The 20,553-nt window shown below is 37.8% G+C and carries 22 protein-coding genes; 9 read left to right on the forward strand and 13 right to left on the reverse strand.

Annotated elements, in window-relative coordinates:
* Positions 1 to 30: 30 nt before the first annotated feature.
* Entirely contained in the window at positions 31 to 687 is a 657-nt protein-coding gene (locus BUC16_RS02320; protein ID WP_073367623.1) for a CoA transferase subunit B, read from the forward strand.
* Between the two features lie 76 nt (positions 688 to 763).
* On the opposite strand, the gene BUC16_RS02325 is transcribed toward BUC16_RS02320, so the two are convergent.
* On the reverse strand, positions 764 to 1,132 hold the full coding sequence (locus tag BUC16_RS02325; protein ID WP_073367625.1) for a winged helix-turn-helix transcriptional regulator: 369 nt from the start codon (positions 1,130 to 1,132) through the stop codon (positions 764 to 766).
* A gap of 144 nt (positions 1,133 to 1,276) precedes the next feature.
* Between BUC16_RS02325 and BUC16_RS02330 the strand changes: the two genes are divergently transcribed.
* Positions 1,277 to 1,756: a nuclear transport factor 2 family protein gene (locus tag BUC16_RS02330; RefSeq protein ID WP_073367626.1), complete on the forward strand. Its 480-nt coding sequence runs from the start codon at positions 1,277 to 1,279 to the stop codon at positions 1,754 to 1,756.
* A gap of 71 nt (positions 1,757 to 1,827) precedes the next feature.
* A complete protein-coding gene (locus BUC16_RS02335) occupies positions 1,828 to 2,748 on the forward strand; it encodes a ClpXP adapter SpxH family protein (RefSeq protein WP_073367628.1) in 921 nt (306 codons plus the stop codon).
* 226 nt (positions 2,749 to 2,974) lie between these two features.
* Here BUC16_RS02335 and BUC16_RS02340 read toward each other — a convergent pair whose 3' ends face one another.
* The 12 genes from BUC16_RS02340 to hemA all read right to left on the reverse strand — a co-directional run bounded on the left by BUC16_RS02340 (position 2,975) and on the right by hemA (position 15,013).
* Entirely contained in the window at positions 2,975 to 4,576 is a 1,602-nt protein-coding gene (locus BUC16_RS02340) for a fumarate hydratase (protein ID WP_073367629.1), read from the reverse strand.
* Positions 4,577 to 5,037: 461 nt separating this feature from the next.
* Entirely contained in the window at positions 5,038 to 6,477 is a 1,440-nt protein-coding gene (locus BUC16_RS02345) for a spore maturation protein (protein WP_073367631.1), read from the reverse strand.
* 168 nt (positions 6,478 to 6,645) lie between these two features.
* Positions 6,646 to 7,359, reverse strand: a complete 714-nt coding sequence (locus BUC16_RS02350; protein WP_073367632.1) for a 3'-5' exonuclease — start codon at positions 7,357 to 7,359, stop codon at positions 6,646 to 6,648.
* A 125-nt stretch (positions 7,360 to 7,484) separates the two neighbouring features.
* On the reverse strand, positions 7,485 to 7,955 hold the full coding sequence (locus BUC16_RS02355; protein WP_073367634.1) for a methylated-DNA--[protein]-cysteine S-methyltransferase: 471 nt from the start codon (positions 7,953 to 7,955) through the stop codon (positions 7,485 to 7,487).
* Positions 7,956 to 8,146: 191 nt separating this feature from the next.
* Positions 8,147 to 8,614, reverse strand: coding sequence for a c-type cytochrome (locus BUC16_RS02360; RefSeq protein WP_244534322.1), 468 nt, complete (start codon positions 8,612 to 8,614; stop codon positions 8,147 to 8,149).
* Positions 8,615 to 8,616: 2 nt separating this feature from the next.
* Positions 8,617 to 9,612: a porphobilinogen synthase gene (hemB, locus tag BUC16_RS02365; RefSeq protein WP_073368661.1), complete on the reverse strand. Its 996-nt coding sequence runs from the start codon at positions 9,610 to 9,612 to the stop codon at positions 8,617 to 8,619.
* 82 nt (positions 9,613 to 9,694) lie between these two features.
* Positions 9,695 to 10,597 carry an oxygen-dependent coproporphyrinogen oxidase gene (gene hemF / locus BUC16_RS02370; protein WP_073367636.1) on the reverse strand — a complete coding sequence of 301 codons (903 nt, stop codon included), beginning with the start codon at positions 10,595 to 10,597 and terminating at the stop codon, positions 9,695 to 9,697.
* Complete coding sequence (locus BUC16_RS02375; protein ID WP_073367637.1) at positions 10,597 to 10,977, reverse strand: hypothetical protein; 381 nt, start codon at positions 10,975 to 10,977, stop codon at positions 10,597 to 10,599. Before BUC16_RS02375 ends, hemF begins: the two co-directional genes overlap by 1 nt.
* 8 nt (positions 10,978 to 10,985) lie before the next feature.
* Complete coding sequence (gene hemE, locus BUC16_RS02380) at positions 10,986 to 12,014, reverse strand: uroporphyrinogen decarboxylase (RefSeq protein WP_073367639.1); 1,029 nt, start codon at positions 12,012 to 12,014, stop codon at positions 10,986 to 10,988.
* Positions 12,015 to 12,056: 42 nt separating this feature from the next.
* On the reverse strand, positions 12,057 to 12,722 hold the full coding sequence (locus BUC16_RS02385) for a uroporphyrinogen-III synthase (RefSeq protein ID WP_073367640.1): 666 nt from the start codon (positions 12,720 to 12,722) through the stop codon (positions 12,057 to 12,059).
* Positions 12,722 to 13,651, reverse strand: a complete 930-nt coding sequence (gene hemC / locus BUC16_RS02390; RefSeq protein ID WP_073367642.1) for a hydroxymethylbilane synthase — start codon at positions 13,649 to 13,651, stop codon at positions 12,722 to 12,724. Before hemC ends, BUC16_RS02385 begins: the two co-directional genes overlap by 1 nt.
* Before the next feature lie 57 nt (positions 13,652 to 13,708).
* Complete coding sequence (gene hemA / locus BUC16_RS02395) at positions 13,709 to 15,013, reverse strand: glutamyl-tRNA reductase (RefSeq protein ID WP_073367644.1); 1,305 nt, start codon at positions 15,011 to 15,013, stop codon at positions 13,709 to 13,711.
* Between the two features lie 228 nt (positions 15,014 to 15,241).
* On the opposite strand from hemA, the gene BUC16_RS02400 reads away from it, so the two are divergent.
* The 6 genes from BUC16_RS02400 (at position 15,242) to BUC16_RS02425 (ending at position 20,512) form a co-directional block, all read left to right on the forward strand.
* The gene (locus BUC16_RS02400) at positions 15,242 to 16,114 is read left to right on the forward strand and encodes an AraC family transcriptional regulator (protein WP_073367645.1); all 873 of its coding nucleotides are present in this window, start codon (positions 15,242 to 15,244) and stop codon (positions 16,112 to 16,114) included.
* 37 nt (positions 16,115 to 16,151) lie between these two features.
* Positions 16,152 to 17,171, forward strand: a complete 1,020-nt coding sequence (gene hemH / locus BUC16_RS02405; RefSeq protein WP_073367647.1) for a ferrochelatase — start codon at positions 16,152 to 16,154, stop codon at positions 17,169 to 17,171.
* Positions 17,172 to 17,195: 24 nt separating this feature from the next.
* Positions 17,196 to 17,750: a CopD family protein gene (locus tag BUC16_RS02410; RefSeq protein WP_073367648.1), complete on the forward strand. Its 555-nt coding sequence runs from the start codon at positions 17,196 to 17,198 to the stop codon at positions 17,748 to 17,750.
* Between the two features lie 3 nt (positions 17,751 to 17,753).
* On the forward strand, positions 17,754 to 19,226 hold the full coding sequence (locus BUC16_RS02415) for a sensor histidine kinase (protein WP_244534323.1): 1,473 nt from the start codon (positions 17,754 to 17,756) through the stop codon (positions 19,224 to 19,226).
* A gap of 12 nt (positions 19,227 to 19,238) precedes the next feature.
* A complete protein-coding gene (locus BUC16_RS02420) occupies positions 19,239 to 20,021 on the forward strand; it encodes an enoyl-CoA hydratase/isomerase family protein (protein ID WP_073367650.1) in 783 nt (260 codons plus the stop codon).
* 92 nt (positions 20,022 to 20,113) lie between these two features.
* Positions 20,114 to 20,512, forward strand: coding sequence for a hypothetical protein (locus BUC16_RS02425; RefSeq protein WP_073367651.1), 399 nt, complete (start codon positions 20,114 to 20,116; stop codon positions 20,510 to 20,512).
* Positions 20,513 to 20,553 lie beyond the last annotated feature (41 nt).

Below are 20,553 nucleotides of genomic sequence, written 5' to 3' on the forward strand. Positions count from 1 at the left end.
ATACATTAAAAAATTGATACATTCATTATTATGCTAACAAAAGAAGACATAGCCAAACGAATTGCCCAAGAAGTCAAAGATAAATACTTTGTCAACCTCGGTATTGGAATTCCAACATTGGTAGCAAATTACATCCCAAAAGGAATTGAAGTGGAATTTCAAAGTGAAAACGGCGTTCTCGGAATGGGACCTTTCCCTTTTGAAGGAGAGGAGGACGCTGACTTGATCAACGCCGGAAAACAAACCATCACGACTTTGGAAGGCGCATCTTTCTTTGACTCGGCAACAAGTTTCGGAATGATTCGTGGGCAACACGTCGATTTGACGATTCTTGGCGCCATGGAAGTTTCCGAAAACGGCGATATTGCCAACTGGAAAATCCCCGAAAAAATGGTCAAGGGAATGGGAGGCGCGATGGACTTGGTCGCTTCTGCCGAAAATATTATCGTGGCCATGATGCACGTCAACAAAGCAGGAGAATCCAAAATTCTAAAAAAATGTACTTTGCCATTAACAGGCGTTGGCTGCGTGAAAAAAGTCGTGACCGAATTGGCCGTTCTCGAAGTGACCCCAAAAGGATTTAAACTCTTGGAACGCGCGCCTGGAGTTTCCGTAGAACACATCATCGCCTCCACTGAAGCAGATTTAATTATTGAAGGCGAAATTCCGGAAATGATAATTGATTAAAAAAATGAACCGCAGATTCGCAGATCATTTCAAATATTATAATAATTAAAAAAACAAATACTCAACACAAACAAATTTATTTGTCCGTTTTTCCGTAAACAGATTTTCTGTAATCGATTCCCCATTTTGCAATTTCATCAATTAGAGGCGAAAGTGTTTTGCCATATTCTGTTATTGTATATTCGACAGTAATGGGTTTTGTATTCATTACTTTACGACTAACCAAGTTATTCACTTCTAAATCTTGAAGTTCTTTTGACAGCATTTTTGTACCAATGCCTTTCACTTCTCTCAACAAATCCATAAATCCCAATGCATTACCCTCGATGAGCGTTCCCAAAATATGGAATTTCCACTTTCCGGATAATAGACTCATAGCATCACTAATAGCTTGCATTCTTACCTGACAAACTTGTGTAGCATTTATTTCAGCGGTTTTTTTCATCGTTTTTCAATTCAATTTATTCTTTACAAAGGTATTAATTCTTCTGGTACTTCCCAATTGGAAACTACTTTCCAAAAGGAAATCCATAGCTTATATACATCAACTGCATAGTAGCTTTGTACCATAATTAATAAAATATAAAAAATGAAAAAAGCAATTAAGAAAACAGTTGGCGTAATTCTAATCGTATTAAGCCTAACAACGATGAGTGCTAATGCACAAAAAAACAATAGCAAAGAAACAGAAGTGGTCAATAAAATGCTTCAAGCCTTTGGAACGGGAAATATGGATGCTTTAAAACTGACACTTTCCGATGCTACAGTTTGGAACTACAATGGAAGTACTTTGATTCCTTACTCTGGAACATATAAAGGAAAAGATGAAGTTGTAAAATTCATTGGTAACATAGTTTCAAATGTTGAAATCCTTGATTTCAAAGTAAACGAAATTATTGGTAACGGAAAAACTGTCGTTGTACTTGGTTCTGAAAAGCAGAAAATTAAAAAGAATGGTAAGATTTTAGAACAAAATTGGGTACAAGTTTACACGGTTGAAAATAGTTTAATTACGAAGATGGAGGAATTTGCTAACACTGCATACGCTGAAAAATTATTCAGTAAATGAAATTAAAATAGCTGATATTACTATTAACTATAATTGGCAACTTCGATTGCCAATCTCAAACACATAAGAAAATGGAAAATAATAACAATCCGCTATTATGCGACCCAGTTGAAGGGATTTGTGGAATACCTCAAACATCGACAGCAGCAGAAGTTTTAACTCCAAACACAGAAAAACCAGTTAAGGTTATTTACTTTACAGATCCAATTTGTTCTTCTTGTTGGGGAATAGAACCGCAACTTCGAAAACTTAAACTGGAGTACGGCAATAGTATAGAAATTGAATACCGTATGGGAGGTTTACTCCCTGATTGGAGTTACAACAGTGGTGGCATCAGTAAACCTTCTGATGTAGCGCATCATTGGGACGAAGTGAGTGCCTATTATGATATGCCAATCGATGGAGACGTTTGGTTAGAAGATCCTTTACAGTCTTCATATCCGCCTTCGATAGCTTTTAAAGCCGCAGAAATGCAAGACAAAGCAAAAGCTGTTTTATTTTTAAGGGAAATCCGCGAAATGGTTTTCCTGAAAAAAAAGAACATTGCAAAGTGGGAAAATTTAGAAATAGGTGCTAAAAAAGTTGGTTTGAATTTAGAAAAGTTTAAAACAGACTTTAATAATGAAGCTAAAATCCTTTTTGAAGAAGATTTAAAATTTGCCAAACAAAATGGTGTAAGAGGTTTTCCTACTATCTTCATTGTAGATGCGAAAGGGGAAAAAGAGATTGTTTATGGCTCAAAACCTTACGCTTTTTTCGAAACTTCCGTTTTGAAACTTCATCCCACAGCAACAAAAAATGAATATGCTAAAAATTGGGAGGCACTTTTTTCAAAATACCAATCGCTTACAGCAAAAGAGTTTTCCGAACTCTCAGGAACACAAAGAGCAGAAAGTGAAAAACGATTAAATGAACTTGTAACAAAAGGAAATTTAGAAAAACTAACAACTAAAAACGGTTCTATTTGGACGGTGAAAAACACTAGTCGCTAGTATAGTTTCAATAGATTTTTAGGATTTGGTAAAATTACCATTTTACTGCATATTTTCGTTTAGTAGAAAATATGCTGCTTTCAAGTTTACAAATCGCTTGAAACACGATAACAATTTCAGGAGTTTGTCTATGAAAAAACAAACCGCAAATTCGCAAATTTTAAATCTCAAAAACTTTGAAAATAATTTGCGAATTTGCGGTTAAAATAATCTTTGCGATTAAACTCTACAAGTTCTCAAAGAAATCATTTCCTTTATCATCGGTGATAATAAAAGCTGGGAAATCTTTGATGGTGATTTTACGAACGGCTTCCATTCCCAATTCTTCAAAATCAACCACCTCAACCGAAAGGATGTTTTCTTTGGCCAAGATGGCCGCAGGACCTCCAATGGAACCCAAATAGAATCCACCGTAGGCTTTACAGGCATTCATCACGTCTTTGGTTCTGTTTCCTTTGGCAAGCATTACCATACTTCCTCCATTTTTTTGGAATTCCTCCACATAAACGTCCATTCTACCGGCAGTTGTTGGTCCAAAACTTCCCGAAGCCATTCCTTCAGGTGTTTTCGCTGGTCCTGCATAGTAAATTGGGTGATTTTTAAAGTATTCCGGCATTGGTTTACCAGCATCTAGTAATTCCTTGATTTTTGCGTGAGCAATATCACGAGCCACAATCAAGGTCCCGTTCAATTTCAAACGTGTTTTGATAGGATATTGCGATAATTTTTTAAGGATATCGGCCATTGGTTGGTTCAAATCAATTTCAACCGCTTCTTCCAAATGCGGTGGCGTTTCAGGCAACAAACGTTTTGGATTTACTTCCAATTGCTCCACGAAAATACCGTCTTTGGTAATCTTCCCTTTGATGTTTCTATCGGCAGAACAAGAAACTCCCAATCCAACCGGACAAGAAGCAGCGTGACGCGGCAAACGAATCACGCGAACATCGTGCGTGAAATATTTACCTCCAAATTGTGCTCCAATGGCACTTTGCTGGCAAATCAATTGCACTCTTTTCTCCCATTCCAAATCACGGAAAGCCTGACCAGACATATTTCCGGATGTCGGCAAATGATCAAAATAACCTGCTGATGCTTTTTTCACTGCGGCTAAATTCGCTTCCGCAGAAGTTCCTCCAATCACTAAAGCCAAGTGATACGGCGGACAAGCCGATGTTCCCAAATCCATTATTTTGGCACGAATGAAAGCATCCAATGATTTTTCATTCAACAAAGATTTCGTTTGTTGATACAAATACGTTTTATTGGCAGAACCTCCACCTTTTGCCAAGAACAAAAACTCGTAAGAAGCTCCTTTTTTGGCATAAATATCTATCTGCGCCGGAAGATTTGAACCCGAGTTTTTTTCCTCAAACATACTGATGGGCACAATCTGGGAATAACGAAGATTTCTTTCTTGGTAGGTGTTAAAAATCCCTTTTGAAAGCCATTCGGCATCATCGGTACCAGTATATACATTTTCGCCTTTTTTGGCCATTACAATCGCCGTTCCGGTGTCTTGACAAGAAGGCAATTCTCCATCGATGGCCACTGCCGCGTTTTGTAATAAATTATAAGCCACAAATCGGTCGTTGTCTGTTGCTTCCGGATCATCAAGAATAGCTCTTAATTTTTCCAAATGCGAAGTACGCAACATAAAAGAAACATCTTTCAAAGCTTCCTGAGCCAAAAGTTCTAATCCTTTTGGGTCAACAGTCAAGATTTCTCTTTCTCCTAGTTTTTCAGTTTTTACAAAATCGGAAGTAATTTTGCGGTATTGGGTATCGTCTTTTAAAATTGGATAAGGATCCTGGTATATAAAGTCCATATTATGAGGTTTTTTTAAGAACGCCAAATATAAGAATTGTAGAAGGAATTCATTGCGATTTATATCAACTTATGGTTTAGAATTGTTATAAATTATAGAGTTTCAATTCTATTTTTATCCCCAACAAACCCTCTATTTTTTTAGTTTTCCGACAATTAAAAACAAAATATAACAAAACGTTATAAACATCAAAATGCAAAAAATCTGCCAAAAAAATAATCCCCAAGAGAAATCGTTAATTACCATATCCATATTGAAAGTGTGTTATTTATTGTTACTGTAATTTAAAAAAAACCAGCTCTTACCAAAATGTTTTTTAGTAATGTAGATTTAGGTTGTTTTAACTTAATATGCTCGTAAGCAAGAATAGAATAATCAAAACTATGGCAATGTATTTAGTGTATTTTGACATTTTTTTTATTGTTTTAAATGGATATTAAATTTATAATTTTAAAGTTGAATTAGAAAAACCAGCTTGCCACAAAAATAGCCGTAATCACGCAAATCACGTCAACTAGAAGCATCGTTCCCAATGCGTATCGGGTATTTTTTATGTTAACCGAACCAAAGTAAACTGCTATTACATAAAAAGTACTTTCGGCGCTACATTGAAAAATACTGCTTAACCTTCCCGTCATAGAATCGGCACCAAAAGTATTCATCGAATCTATCAAAAACCCTCTTGATCCAGCCGAACTGAAAGGTCTAAGCAATGCTACCGGCAATGCATCGGTGATTTCTTTGCTGACTCCCATATTCGAGAAAGCAAAAGCAATCCAGTTGCTGATAATTTCAAACAAACCGCTGTTTCTGAATAAAGAAATCGCAACCAACATTCCCAAAACATAAGGAAAAATGGTAACGCCCGTTTTAACTCCATTATTGGCTCCCGATACAAAAGCTTCAAAAACAGTAGTTTTGGCGTCAGTAAATTTCTTCTCTTTAATAAATGAAAATATCAAAGTAGAAGCAATAATTCCCACCAATATTAAAGCCGAAAGATTAGTTGTAAAATAGTTTTTTCCGATTAAATCCAAATGGTTCACATACATCAACAAACCAATAATTGCAGCTATTAACGCCATCAAGACTGCAACCAAAGATGCGCTTTTGAAATTAATTTTTTGTTTGACTCCAACAATAAGAAAAGCGGCAATAGTACCGATAAAAGAAGTGATGATACAGGGCAGCATTACATCGGCCGGGTTGCTTGCACCCGCGGCAGCACGATAACCAATTATGGAGGTTGCAATTAAAGTAAGTCCCGAGGCATGCAGACACATAAACATGATTTGGGCATCACTTGCCTTGTCTTTTTCAGGATTTATTTCTTGTAAACTTTCCATCGCTTTTAATCCAAAAGGCGTGGCAGCCGAATCCAATCCCAAGAAATTGGCAGCAAAATTCAAGGTCATATAGGAAATCGACGGGTGGTTTTTGGGGATACTTGGAAACACTTTTACGAATACCGGACTCAATACTCTTGCCAGTTTTTCAGACACTCCAGAAATGATCAAAAGTTCCATCAACCCACAGAAAAAAGCCAAATATGCCATAAGCGGCAAAATCAAATCAAGTAAGGTGCTTTTGCAAGTAGGCAACAACCCATCCGATTTTTGAACACCACTAAAAATTTTAACGGTTTTATTTTTATATACATAAGTAGTATCCGCATTTAGCGTATCTCTATTGATTATGAAGGTTTTTTCTTCCGATTTGTTGATACTGTCTTTTATAAAAGCAGGAATCTGGTCAAGATATTTTTCAGAAATTAAAATTGGATCGTCTTTTTTCCCGTTTAAAACATGGTCTATTGTATAACTGTTGCCCGAAAACAAACTGAAAATCACAAATGCAATAGACGAAATGAAAATGACCAACCAAAATCTACTTAATACCATAATATATAATTTTTGTAAATGTAATAAATCAATGTCAATTGCAATATCAATGTCAATGTCAATGTCAATAAAAGAATTTTAAATATCAAAAATTGCTTCTTTATTTTCTAAAGTAAATCGAATGTTTTTCAAATTGCAATTGCCATTGAATTTTGAAATTGAAATTGTTTAAACGTGAATAATCTCTTCTTCAATCAACAAATCTTCACGTCTTAATCGAAGGAAAATCTGAGCCACGGCAATGGTGTCTTTTTCGCAATATGTCACAATTCGGTCGATGTCTTTATCCACATAAAAAACGTGACCCACCTGACTGCCGTCGATATCGCCTTTTGGAGAAGGGATTCCGAGTACTTTACACATCAATTTCAAGGAAGTAAAATGCTTGTAATCGCCAAATTTCCACAATTCCAAAGTGTCCAAATGGGGAATTTCCCAAGGTTTTTTACCAAACAAATTCAGTTTGTTGGGAATGGCAATATTGTTGATAATCATTCGGCGAGCAATAAAAGGAATGTCGAATTCCTTGGCATTATGTCCGCACAAAACGTGTTGCGGTTGATTGAAATGATTGTTCAAAAGGTTGATGAAATCATTCAAAATTTTCTTTTCTTCTCCAAAAAAAGAGGTCACCCTAAAATTTCGAATATCCCCTTTGATGACAAAATACCCCACTGAAATACAGACAATTTTCCCGAACTCGGCCCAAATTCCGGCTCGATCATAAAAATCCTCGGGCGTGTATTCGTCTTTGCGTTGGTATTGGGTTTTGTGTTCCCAGAGCCCTTTCATTTCATCGTCCAAAGAATTGAAATCGGCTACTTCCGGAACGGTTTCTATGTCAAGAAACAGGATGTTGTTGAGGTTGATTTTTTCTATCATGTTTATGGCACGCAGATGACGCGGATTTTACGGATTAAACAGATTTCTTTTATATATAAATTGAAAGTAAATATATACGAATATAAAAAAATTCGTGCCAATTCGTGTAATTCGTGGCGACCATTTTAAAACAAACTTTGCTGTGTAGTGGGATTTTCGTGTTCCAATAACCATTTTTTACGCCACAATCCTCCAGCATAACCAGTGAGCGAGCCATCAGTTCCAATTACCCTGTGACAGGGAACCACAATCCAAAGCGGATTTTTACCATTGGCGGAAGCCACGGCACGAATGGCTTTGACATCACCCAATTTCTTGGACAATTCCAAATAAGACATCGTTTTCCCGAAAGGAATTTCAAGCAACCCTTTCCAAACTTTTTGCTGGAATTCAGTTCCAGCAGGATTCAATTTAAACGTGAAATCGATTCTTTTTCTTTCGAAATAGTCGTTAAGTTGGAAAACGGCTTCTTGTAAAACTACTGGAATTGTTGAAGAAATAATTCCATCATCTGAAATGGAAATTAAGGAAATACCGTTTTCATCACCAACTATTCTGGCAATTCCTAAAGGCGTTTTGATGTAGACAGTTTCCATAATTTTTATAATTGAAATGCAAAGTACACAAAGTTATTGCTAAGTTCACAAAGAATTTAAAAGAGTCCAAAAAAGAAAACCATTTGTTTGCACAAATGGTTTTCTTTTTTTAGCCCCGATAGAAGCGACATCCTTTATGTTTTTTCTTTAAAAACATAAAGATATGGCGAATAGTGGGATTAGCTCCTAAACTATTTCAAATTCGAATAAACATAAGCTTCCAAGGCTTTTAATTCTTCGTCCGAAAAAGTCTTTGTAAGTTCCAAATTAGGTTTCATCACTGCGTATTGGGATGGATCGACAATTGCTTCGCCTTCGCCTTTAAGAAAGCTGACGATGTCTCCGTTTTTGTCTTTATAGATTTTGGCAATGTCTTGAAGGCTTGGCCCCACGAGTTTCACATCGGGTTTGTGACAAGCCACGCAAGCTCCTTTTCCGTGAAAAATTTCACTTCCCAAATCTTCTGGTTTTTGAACTTCAGCTGTGGTCTCGGGGGTTGTTTCAGGTTTGCCAAAGGATTCTTCGCTCTCTTTTTTACATGACACGAGCGTTAGCGAACTGGCGAAGCAGATTAGAACTAAAACGGATACTAAAAATATAACTTTTTTACTCATGTTTTTAATATTTATTTTCTGGTATTCGTGAATCTTCGATTTCATTTTTATTTATTTAAAATTATGGCTGCTTCTTTGGCAAAATAAGTAGAAATCAAACTCGCTCCTGCCCTTTTGATACACATTAATTGTTCCATCATAATTTTGTCGTTGTCCAGCCAGCCTCTTTCGGCAGCAGCTTTGATCATTGCATATTCGCCCGAAACGTGAAAAACGGTTACGGGAACATTCACGGCGTTTTTAACCTCGCGAACGATGTCCAAATAGGCAATTCCTGGTTTTACCATAACCATGTCGGCTCCTTCTTCTACATCCCAAACTGCTTCGCGGATCGCTTCTATACGGTTGGCATAATCCATTTGGTAGGTTTTCTTGTCCTTTGGAACTTCAACATCGGCTTCTCTTGGCGCACTGTCCAAAGCATCACGGAAAGGACCATAAAATGCCGACGCATACTTGGCGGAATAACTCATAATCCCTACGTTCTGGAAACCTGCGGCATCCAATCCTTCACGTAAACGCAAGACACGACCGTCCATCATGTCGGATGGCGCCACAAAATCGGCACCAGCTTGAGCATGAGACACAGACATTTTTACCAAAGCAGCAACGGTTGAATCGTTTTCAACATCGCCATTGGCAATAATTCCGTCATGACCATAAATGGAATAGGGATCCAAAGCCACATCCGGCATCACAATCATTTCGGGACAAGCCGCTTTGATGGCACTAATGGCTTGTTGCATCAATCCGTTTGGATTCCAAGCTTCTTTTCCTGTATTGTCTTTTAAATCCTCGCTTATTTTTACGTAAATATTGACTGCTCTAATTCCTAAAGCAAATATTTCTTTGACTTCTTCTACCGTTAAATCAATCGAACGGCGGAAAATTCCCGGCATCGACGGAATGGCTACTTTTACATTTTCACCTTCCGCAATGAACATCGGAAACATAAAATCCGTTGGACTTAAACTGGTTTCACGAACCAAGGAACGAATGGATTCATTGGTCCTTAATCTTCTACCTCTGTGTAATGGAAACATACTTTTTGCTTTTTGAACCATTAAGGCATTAAGTTTCATTAAGAGTTTGACTTAATTTTTCTTAATTTCTTAATGGTTTAATTTATATCCAATTTTTTGGTTTTTCTAATACTTTCAATAATTTTTCTTCTTCACTTCCCGATACTGGATGATGGTCATACACCCATTGTACGTGAGGTGGCAAACTCATCAGGATACTTTCGATTCTGCCGTTGGTTTTCAATCCAAACAAAGTGCCTTTATCGTGTACCAAATTGAATTCGACATAACGTCCACGACGGATTTCCTGCCAAGTTCTTTGCTCTGGAATATATGATAAATTTTTTCTTTTTTCGACAATTGGAACGTAGGCTTCCAGAAAACTATTTCCCACTTCGGTAACAAAGTTGAACCAATTTTCCATTGACATTGTTTCGGTTGCTTTGCAATAATCGAAAAACAATCCGCCAATTCCTCGAGCTTCATTTCTGTGTGCATTCCAAAAATAAGTATCACATTGTTTTTTATACTTTGGATAAAAATCCGGATTGTGTTTGTCGCAAGCGGTTTTGCAGGTTTGGTGAAAATGAGTCGCATCTTCTTCAAACAGATAATAAGGCGTTAAATCTTGTCCGCCACCAAACCATTGCTGAATCACGTTTCCATTGTCGTCATACATTTCAAAATAGCGCCAATTGGCATGAACCGTTGGCACCATTGGACTTTTTGGATGTAAAACCAGACTCAATCCGCAGGCAAAAAAATCCGCTTCGCCCACGTTGAACAATTTTTGCATACTGTCCGGCAATTTTCCGTGAACGGCAGAAATGTTCACTCCTCCTTTTTCGAAAACTGTCCCGTTTTCAATCACGCGCGTTCTTCCTCCTCCACCTTCCGGGCGTTCCCAAATATCCTCACGAAATTTGGTTGTGCCGTCAACATCTTCCAATCCTTTGCAGATTTGGTCTTGAAGGTTTTGTATGTATTGGTAAAATTTATTTTTCATTATAAATTTGCTTTTGCAGCAGCTATTTTATTAAGAATTCCAAACGAAAAAACCTTGCTTTCCTTTTGGACATAATCGTAAACGGCAATGGCTTTTCCAGAAAAATCAAATTGACTTTCTTTCGAAAAAGCGATTAAAAAATCGGCAAATATTTCGAAATGATTCCAGTCAAAATGAAGTCGCTGCAGATGGAAAATCAATTGCTCTTCGTTAAAATTTTGGAGACTTTCAACATTCATTCCCAAATCTTTCAACTCATTTTCGAGAAGCAAAAGGTCTTCCAAATTCCAGAATTTAGGTACAAAAGTCAGCGAATGCAACACCTTTAGAATGTTGTCTATTCGAATACTTTCCTGGTTTCGCAAGCCTTTGTTCAGCATTTTTGCAACTATTTTTGTCTGTATTCTTTCACCGCATCCACAAATGCTTTGGCGTGATCTACAGGAATATTAGGTAAAATTCCGTGACCCAAATTGGCGATGTATTTGTCTTTTCCGAATTCGTCAATCATTTCGTGAACCATTTTCTTGATGGTCGGGATTGGCGAAAGCAATCTTGATGGGTCGAAATTTCCTTGCAAAGTAACATTTCCACCTGATAAATAACGAGCATTTCTAGGCGAACAGGTCCAATCTACACCAAGTGCCGAAGCCTTGCTTTTTCCCATATCGTTAAGGGCAAACCAGCATCCTTTTCCAAAAACAATAACCGGCGTAATTTCTGCCAAGGCATCCACGATTTGGTTGATGTATTTCCAGGAGAATTCTTGATAATCCATCGGTGAAAGCATTCCTCCCCAAGAATCGAAAATCTGGATGGCGTTGCAACCTGCTTTTACTTTTTCTTTTAAATATAAAATAGTCGTGTCGGTGATTTTTTGCAACAACGTGTGCGCAGCAACAGGATTTGAGAAACAAAATCCTTTGGCAGTGTCAAAACTTTTCGACCCTTTTCCTTCCACGGCATAACAGAAAATCGTCCAAGGCGAACCGGCAAAACCAATCAACGGCACCTCGTCGTCCAACATTTCTTTGGTCAATTTCACGGCATCAAAAACATAACCCAATGTTTCATTTACATCCGGAACATAAACTTGGTTTACTTGTTCCATCGTGCGAATTGGATTGGGAATAATTGGCCCCAAATTGTCTTTCAATTCCACGTGAATTCCCATCGCTCTTGGCACTACCAAAATATCCGAAAACAAAATCGCTGCATCTGGCGCAATTCTGAGAATGGGTTGCACCGTGATTTCTGCGGCCAATTCAGGCGTTTCGCAACGAGTGAAAAAATCATACTTGTCACGCAAAGCGATGAATTCCGGCAAATATCTTCCCGCCTGACGCATCATCCAAACTGGTGGACGTTCAACTGTTTCTCCTCTTAATGCTTTTAAAAATAGGTCGTTCTTTATCATTTTTTATTTTTTACCGCCAAGACGCAAAGGCGCAAAGCTTTTTTATTTATATTCTTGTATAACATCTTCAATCACGTTTTCAACCGAAGGCTGATCGGCAACTATTATATTTCTGGTTGTTTTTTCCAATGCTTCGGCGGTGGTTTCGCCAATGCAAAAGCAAATTTCGTTTTTTATTTTGTTTGCCGATAAATAACTTTCAATGCCAGACGGACTAAAAAACAGGATTCCATCGACTGGAGTTTTTATTTTTTGTGGCGTCAAAGTCGTTTCATACACCTGAATTTCATTGAAATTAACTTTCGCTGCTTTCAGGGCTTTGGGCAAGGTTTCTTTTCGCAAATTCCCGCTGAAAAAAGTATAGCTTTCCTTGGCATAAATCAAGGTGATGATTTCGGCCAAATCGGAAGCGTAATCCAAGTAAACTTCTACATTAAAACCGTTTTCTTCCAACAGCGCCTTGGTTTTTATACCCACGCAAAACACCTTTTTGGATTTTAATTCCTCCACTTTTGGATGCAACAACACGCTTTGAGCCGCATTTTGACTCGTAAAAATCAAATTGTCGTTGATTCCTTTCAAGTCAAAATCTGAATTTTCCGTTTTGATAAAATTGGCTTCTGTTACTGAAAAACCAGCGTTTAACAAGGCTTGCTTTTGAGAACTCAAAAGTATTTTTGTGGACAGAATGCTGATAGAGTCTTTCATTATTTTTTCAAACTTTCCTTAATAGTTTTCATCAACTCCGCTCCGCCATTTTCCAGAATTTCATTGGCACAATGGAATCCTAATTTCTTCCATTCGCTGACATCTACCGTTTTTTCAATTTCCAATTTTTGTTTCCCATCAATAGACAACAAAGCGCCTTTGAAAATAAAGGTGTCTTCTATTTCGCAATACTTTGCCAAAGCTCCAATTGGTGCCGTGCAACCGCCTTCGAGTATTTTAAGGAATTGTCTTTCTATGTAGGTGCAAATTTCGGTTTCGACATCATTGAGCTGGGAAACTGCATCGAGTGTAAAATCATCATTTCCCATCGCGACAACTACCATTGCGCCTTGGGCTGGCGCTGGAATCATCCAATCGAGATTGATAAAATCGGTTGGTTTCAGGTTGATTCTTTCCAACCCTGCGGCTGCAAAAACGGCTCCGTTCCAGTCGCTTTCGTTTAGCTTTTGCATTCTCGTGTTCACGTTTCCACGCAAATCAACCACTTTATGATTAGGGTATTTATTCAACCACATCGCTTGGCGACGTAAACTTCCGGTGGCGATGGTTCCGTTTTCTTCGAGAAAATCGAGGTTTCCTTTGTGAACCAAAATATCCAAAGTATTGGCTCTTTCCAAAACTGCCGCTTGAACAATACCAATCGGCAATGCCGTTGGCACGTCTTTCATCGAATGCACGGCAATATCTACTTGGCCATTTATCATGGCAATGTCCAATGTTTTCGTGAAAATTCCGGTGATTCCGAGTTCGTAAAGCGGTTTATCGAGAATGATGTCGCCTTGTGATTTTACGGCAATAATTTCGGTTTTATAGCCTAAATCGTTTAACTTTTTTTGAACGGTATGGGCTTGCCAAAGCGCTAATTCACTGTCGCGAGTCCCAATTCGAATTGTTTTTTTTGAATTCATTAAACCTTTTTTCTTTTTTTAAACCATAAAGATATTTAAGGTTTGTTTAGATTTTTACTATGACAGGTTGATTTTGTATTTATCTTCGATTTCCGAAGTTGTTTTTTGGGGAGTTTGCAATCCTATTTGGAATACTTTTTCGATAAACTCTATGCTTTCGTCAACCGAAGTGTTTTCGTCTTTCAAGTGACTGGCGAAATGATTGGTGATTTTTTGGATAATTCTTGAAGTGATTAATTCCGCTTGTTCTTCATCGAAATTAGGCAACTTTTTTCTGTGCAAAGTCATTTCACTGGCCACGATATCAATCAATTTTGCTTTTAATGCGTGAATGGTTGGTGCATATTTTCTGCCATTCATCCAAGTATTCAATTCCAGTTTCATGTCCTCGATAATGGCTTCGGCAGCAGGAATGTGTTGTTTTCTTCTTTCGAGCGTGTCATCTGTCATTTGCGACAAATAATCCATGTGGATTAAAGTTACTCCCGGGATTTGTTGCACATTGGCATTCACGTTTTTAGGAATGGACAAATCCAAAATCAAAAGCGGTTTCTTTAAATTCAAAATAGCGTTGTCGATGGTTGGATTTTGGGCTCCAGTTGCCACAACCAAAACGTCGGCTTTTTGCAATTCAAGATGCAGATCCGAATAATCTTTAACCACTAAATTAAGTTTTCCAGCCAAAATTTCGGCAGTACTTTTAGTCCTGTTTATTAAGGTGATTTGCTCGTTTTTGGTGTGTTTTATAAGGTTTTCACAAGTATTTCTACCTATTTCTCCCGTTCCAAAAAGCAAGATGTTTTTATTGCCGATATTCTCAATATTTCTAATGATGTATTGCACGGCGGCAAAGGAAACGGAAGTTGCTCCGGAACTAATTTCGGTTTCATTTTTTATTCTTTTGCTGGTTTGAATCACCGAATTAATCAATCGGTCTAAAAAAGTATTGATTAAACCCAATGCACGAGCTTCGTCGAAGCTGTTTTTTATTTGTCCAATAATTTCAAAATCGCCAAGAATTTGACTGTCTAAACCTGTTCCTACACGAAATATGTGGTCGATGGCCTCGTGGTTTTTGTATACAAAACCTACTTTTTGAAAATCTTCAACAGTTCCGTTACTGTTTTCACAAATCAATTTTATTAATTGGAAAGGGTGGTCTGCGTAACCGTAAATTTCAGTTCGATTACAGGTAGATGTTACAATTAAGCTCTCGATGCCTTCTTCTTTGGCTTGGAGCAATACATTGGTTTTTGCTTTGGCATCCAGACTAAACTTACCTCTAACTTCGGCATCTGCCTTCTTATAACTCAATCCTATGGAGTAAAAAGTTTTATGTTTCGGTACATTTAGATTTTCCATATATACTCTTTTTCTGATGCGATTTACAAAATTAGGACTAAAGTTTTTATTAAAACAACGCTTAAAGTTCTTTTTGTGTCGCCAAATGATTTTTTGTCCTTAAACATATGTTTTAATCTAAAAAACACTATTTTTGTACTAAAATAAGGCTGTCCGAAAGGGTTAATTTATATTCGTTCTAAATAAAAACCCAATAATTGTCATAATTATTAAATAAAAAATGTCGCAATGAGTTCTCAAGATGTTATAACGATTGAAGACGACTTCACTCTAATTCGTTTTCAAAATGATAGTGATGAAGTATATTTCACCCAGCGCGAAGTCAAAAGCGGATTAATTCAATTCCATTTTGGATTGAAGGGAAAAGCAAAATTTCTTTTCAACCAAGGAAACTACGCCTTGGACTTGAACGAAGAGAAGTCGTTATTGCTGTACAATCCGCAAAAAGAATTGCCTTTAAATCTGGAAATAGCCCCAAATTCCTGGGTAATCTCGGTTATCATTTCCATTCAAAAATTTCATAATTTATTTTCTTCCGAAGCCAATTACATCACTTTTTTGAGTGAGGACAACAAGGACAAAAAATATTACAAAGAAGGGGACATCAGCCCTTCGATGGCAATTGTTTTGAGCCAATTGTTTCATTACAACCTGCATCCGTCCATAAAAAACCTGTATTACAAAGGCAAAGGATATGAATTGTTGAGTTTGTATTTCAACCGAACCGAAGATCCAAACGCAGAACAATGTCCGTTTTTGATTGATGAAGAAAACGTGTTCAAAATAAAAAAAGCTAAAGAAATTATCCTCGCAAATATGGCCGAACCTCCCAGTTTACAAGAACTGGCCGATGAAATTGGGCTGACCCTGAAAAAACTTAAAATGGGTTTCAAACAAATTTATGGCGACACCGTTTATGGCTTCCTTTTTGACTATAAAATGGATTCTGCCCGAAAATTATTGGACAGCGGCTCCTATAACGTGAATGAAGTGGGCTTAAAAATTGGCTACAGCACGGGAAGTCATTTTATTGCGGCGTTCAAAAAGAAATTCGGAACCACACCGAAAAAATACTTGATGTCCATCAATCCAAATATGTAAAATCTATATTTTCCTAGCAGAAAAACAACAACAAAATATGAAAGGTGTATTATTAGTCAACCTCGGTTCGCCAGAAAGTCCAACAGCAAAAGATGTAAAACCGTATTTAGACGAATTTTTGATGGACAAATATGTTATAGATGTCCCATTTTTATTGCGAGCGTTCTTGGTTCGTGGCCTCATTTTAAGAAAAAGACCAGAGAAATCTGCGGCAGCTTATGCCAAAGTTTGGTGGGATGAAGGTTCGCCTCTTGTGGTTCTTTCCAAAAGAATGTTCGAAAAAGTAAAACCTCTAGCTAATGTTCCTATGGCGTTGTCGATGCGATATGGCAACCCAAACATTTACTCCGGCTTGAAAGAACTGGCCGACAAAGGCGTTACCGAAGTATTGCTGTTTCCTTTGTATCCGCACCACGCGATGTCGTCAACGGTTACGGTTCTCGAAAAAGCGGAAGAAGTTCGAAAAGAGCATTTTCCGAACATGAAATTCTCTTCGATTCCTGCTTTTTACAACAAACCCGATTACATCAAAAATCTGTCGGATTCTATCCAAAAACATTTGAAAGATTATGATTATGACCATCTTTTGTTTTCCTATCACGGACTTCCGGAGCGTCATATTCGCAAAACCGATGTCACGAAATCTCATTGCAAAATAGACGGTTCTTGCTGCAACACGCCATCGCCGGCACACGAATTTTGTTACCGCCACCAATGTTATGAAACCACGAAATTGGTCGTAAAAGCATTGGGAATTCCAGAAGGCAAATACAGCCAAACTTTTCAATCGCGCTTGGCGGGAGACAAATGGCTGGAACCTTATACCGATGTCGAAGTGAATAAAATGCCCGAGAAAGGCATCAAGAATTTGGCCGTGGTAACGCCTGCTTTCGTAGCAGATTGTCTGGAAACCCTGGAAGAAATTGCAATGGAAGCCAACCACCAATTCAAAGAACACGGAGGCGAAAATTTCTTGGCTATCCCTTGTTTGAACGACGATGAAGAATGGTGCAAAACGGTCGGGAATTGGATAAATGATTGGGCGGAAAAAAAATAGAGAATAGAAAAAAGACATTAATAAATGGAAGTCTACAACTACCTGAAATCCCTGCACCTCATCTTTGTCATCACCTGGTTTGCCGGACTTTTTTACATTGTTCGATTGTTTGTTTACCAAATTGAAGCCAACGACAAACCTTCGCCAGAAAAAGAAATCCTGCAGAAACAATACAAAATAATGACCTATCGCTTGTGGTACATTATCACTTGGCCATCAGCGGTTTTGGCCAGTATTTTTGCCTTTTGGATGTTGTTTTTTACACCGACGGGCAATGCCTGGTTGCAAATGCCTTGGATGCACGTAAAACTTGGCTTTGTTTTTGTGTTGTATTTATACCATTACAAATGCCACAAAATATACAAGGAATTGCAAAACGACGAAGTAAAATACACCACGAATTTTATGCGTTTGTGGAACGAAGGTGCCACCATCATCTTGTTTGCCGTAGTTTTTTTGGTTATTCTGAAAAACGCCGTAAACTGGATTTATGGAGTTGTCGGGATTATGTTGTTTTCGATTTTGATTATGTTGGGCTTTAAGTTTTACAAACGAATTCGAGAGAAAAACAATTCCTAAAACATGTTCAAAGACTTCAAGATATCAATGCTTTCCTTGCAAATCAGGATTTTCCTTTCGATGATAGTATTGATTATTGTGGCTTCGGTATTACTGGCTTCGATTTCGATTATTCAATTCAAAAATGAAGCCAAGCAATACCATCAAGAACGTTTGGAACACAAAGAAGACGCCATTAAAGAGAACATTATTTATGTGCTTTCGAATACCACTTATCCACTTACACCAGGGAATTTATCCTTGATTTTTAAAGATAAAATCCACGAATTATCGGATATCCACAATCTTGAAATTAACATTTACAGTTTGGATGGCAAGCTTTTAAAATCTTCTAAATCTAGATTTTCCATCGATCCAGTCACGCCTCCAATCCCAAAATACATTCTAAAACTGGTTCAATCTTCCATCGAAAAAAGATATGTCGACATCAAAACCATCAACGGAAAGAAGAACCGTTCGTCTTATAGCTTGATAAAAGACGACAAGTTCAAGCCCTTGGGAATTTTGAATTTGCCTTATGTGGAAGACGACAGTTATTACAAAACCGAATTGCAAAATTTCTTGATTCGATTGGCGCAAGTGTATACTTTCATGCTTTTAGTCGCCTTTGCCGTGGCTTATTTTCTTTCGTCTTATATCACAAAATCACTGAAAACCATTTCGGACAAATTGAGCGAAACGAGTTTGAACCAGAAAAACGAAAAAATTGTTCTGGAAGCCAGCAGCAAAGAAATCAACCTTTTGATCAAAGCCTATAACGGAATGGTCGATGAACTCGAAGAAAGCGCCTTGAAATTGGCCCAAAGCGAACGAGAAGAAGCTTGGCGAGAAATGGCGAAACAAGTGGCACACGAAATCAAAAATCCGTTGACGCCAATGCGATTGACGGTGCAAAGTTTCCAGCGAAAATTTGACCCCAATGACCCGAATCTGAAACAAAAACTCAACGATTATTCGGAAACCTTGATTCAGCAAATAGACACGATGAGTTCCGTGGCTTCGGCGTTTTCCAATTTTGCTTCAATGCCTGCCCAACAAAACGAAACCCTGAATGTCGTTAACGTGGTAGAATTGACGATGGATATTTTCAACGAAGAATACGTTCATTTCAAAGCGGAAGAAAAAGAGATTATTTCGAAAATCGACCGAACACAACTCATTCGAATCATTACCAACTTGGTCAAAAATGCCATACAGGCCATTCCCGAAAATCAGGAAAACAAGGCTGTGTGTGTCAACATAAAAAAATCATCAAACAATGTCATCATCAATGTTGCCGACAACGGAATTGGAATTGCAACCGAAAATTTCCATCGAATTTTTGAACCCAAATTCACGACTAAAACCAGTGGAATGGGATTGGGTTTAAGCATAATCAAAAACATTATCGAAAATTATAACGGAACGATTACTTTCGAATCCCAAAAAGGAAAAGGAACTACTTTTACCGTTTCTCTACCCATTACAAACCAATAAACACACAACGTTATGGCACTGGAAAACATCATTTTGGAACTCGAAAAAGGCATTGCCACCATTATTATCAATCGCCCTGAAAAGTTGAATGCCTTGAATAAAGCCACCATTCAAGAGTTGCACGAAACCTTGAAATTGGTCGATGAAAATCCTGATATTCGTGTGGTAATCATAACAGGAAGTGGAGAAAAAGCTTTTGTGGCTGGAGCCGATATTGCCGAATTCGCCCATTTTTCGGCGGAAGAAGGAACTGAATTGGCAGCAAAAGGACAACAAATTTTATTCGATTTTGTCGAAAATATGAAAACCCCTGTAATCGCAGCCATCAATGGTTTTGCGCTTGGCGGCGGACTGGAACTGGCAATGGCTTGTCATTTTAGAATCGCTTCCGACAATGCCAAAATGGGTTTGCCGGAAACTTCGCTAGGCGTTATTCCAGGTTATGGCGGCACGCAACGTTTGTCTCAACTCATAGGAAAAGGTCGCGCCATGGAAATGATCATGACCGCCGGAATGATTACTGCCGAAGACGCTTACAAGGCAGGGTTGGTGAATCACGTGGTGCCACAAGCCGATTTATTTGCCACTTATACAACGCTTGCCAACCGAATCATGAAAAATTCTCCCACGGCAATTTCGAAAGCTATCGAAGCCGTAAATGCCAATTTCACAACTGGCGTAAATGGATTTGACGTGGAAATCAAAAATTTTGGCGATTGTTTTGCCACCGAAGATTTCAAGGAGGGAACAACAGCCTTTTTGGAAAAAAGAAAAGCGGAGTTTAAAGGAAAATAAAAAAGTTGGCAGTGTTCAGTTTCAGTTGACAGTTTAAAAATCGTAATTTTGAAAACTTGTTTTTGAAAACAATTCATCAAAAAAATTAACCTATGTCCTTCCAACCCGTATTTGCCCAATTCTGGAAAAAAGTAAAAGAAAGTATCGAAAATAAAACCTACGCCAAATTAACTTTGGCCAAAACCATTGGCGACACCGAGTTGAAAAACATTTATGTGCGCCCCGTTTTATTGGAAAATGACGTGTTAAGCTTTTCGATTATTGCACGTTACAAAACCGAAGAAATAGAAAGTTTCCATTCCTTGGAAGAAGCATTTTTTGTTTTGGCTCCCTATATGAACAATCCGTTTTTGACGGCATTATTGTTCACCACAGAAAACGACATTATCTTTAAACTCAACAAAAAACGCGTGGGAACCATTATTGAACAAGCACCCACTTTCAAAAATGCTTCGGACGTGATTTTGGAAATGAAAGAGAAAGGAATTTAAAAAAGTTTGCAGTATTCAGTATTCAGTTGTTAGTGGCTAGG

It is taken from the genome of Flavobacterium fluvii (genome assembly GCF_900129545.1).
In the GTDB taxonomy this organism is placed as follows: domain Bacteria; phylum Bacteroidota; class Bacteroidia; order Flavobacteriales; family Flavobacteriaceae; genus Flavobacterium; species Flavobacterium fluvii.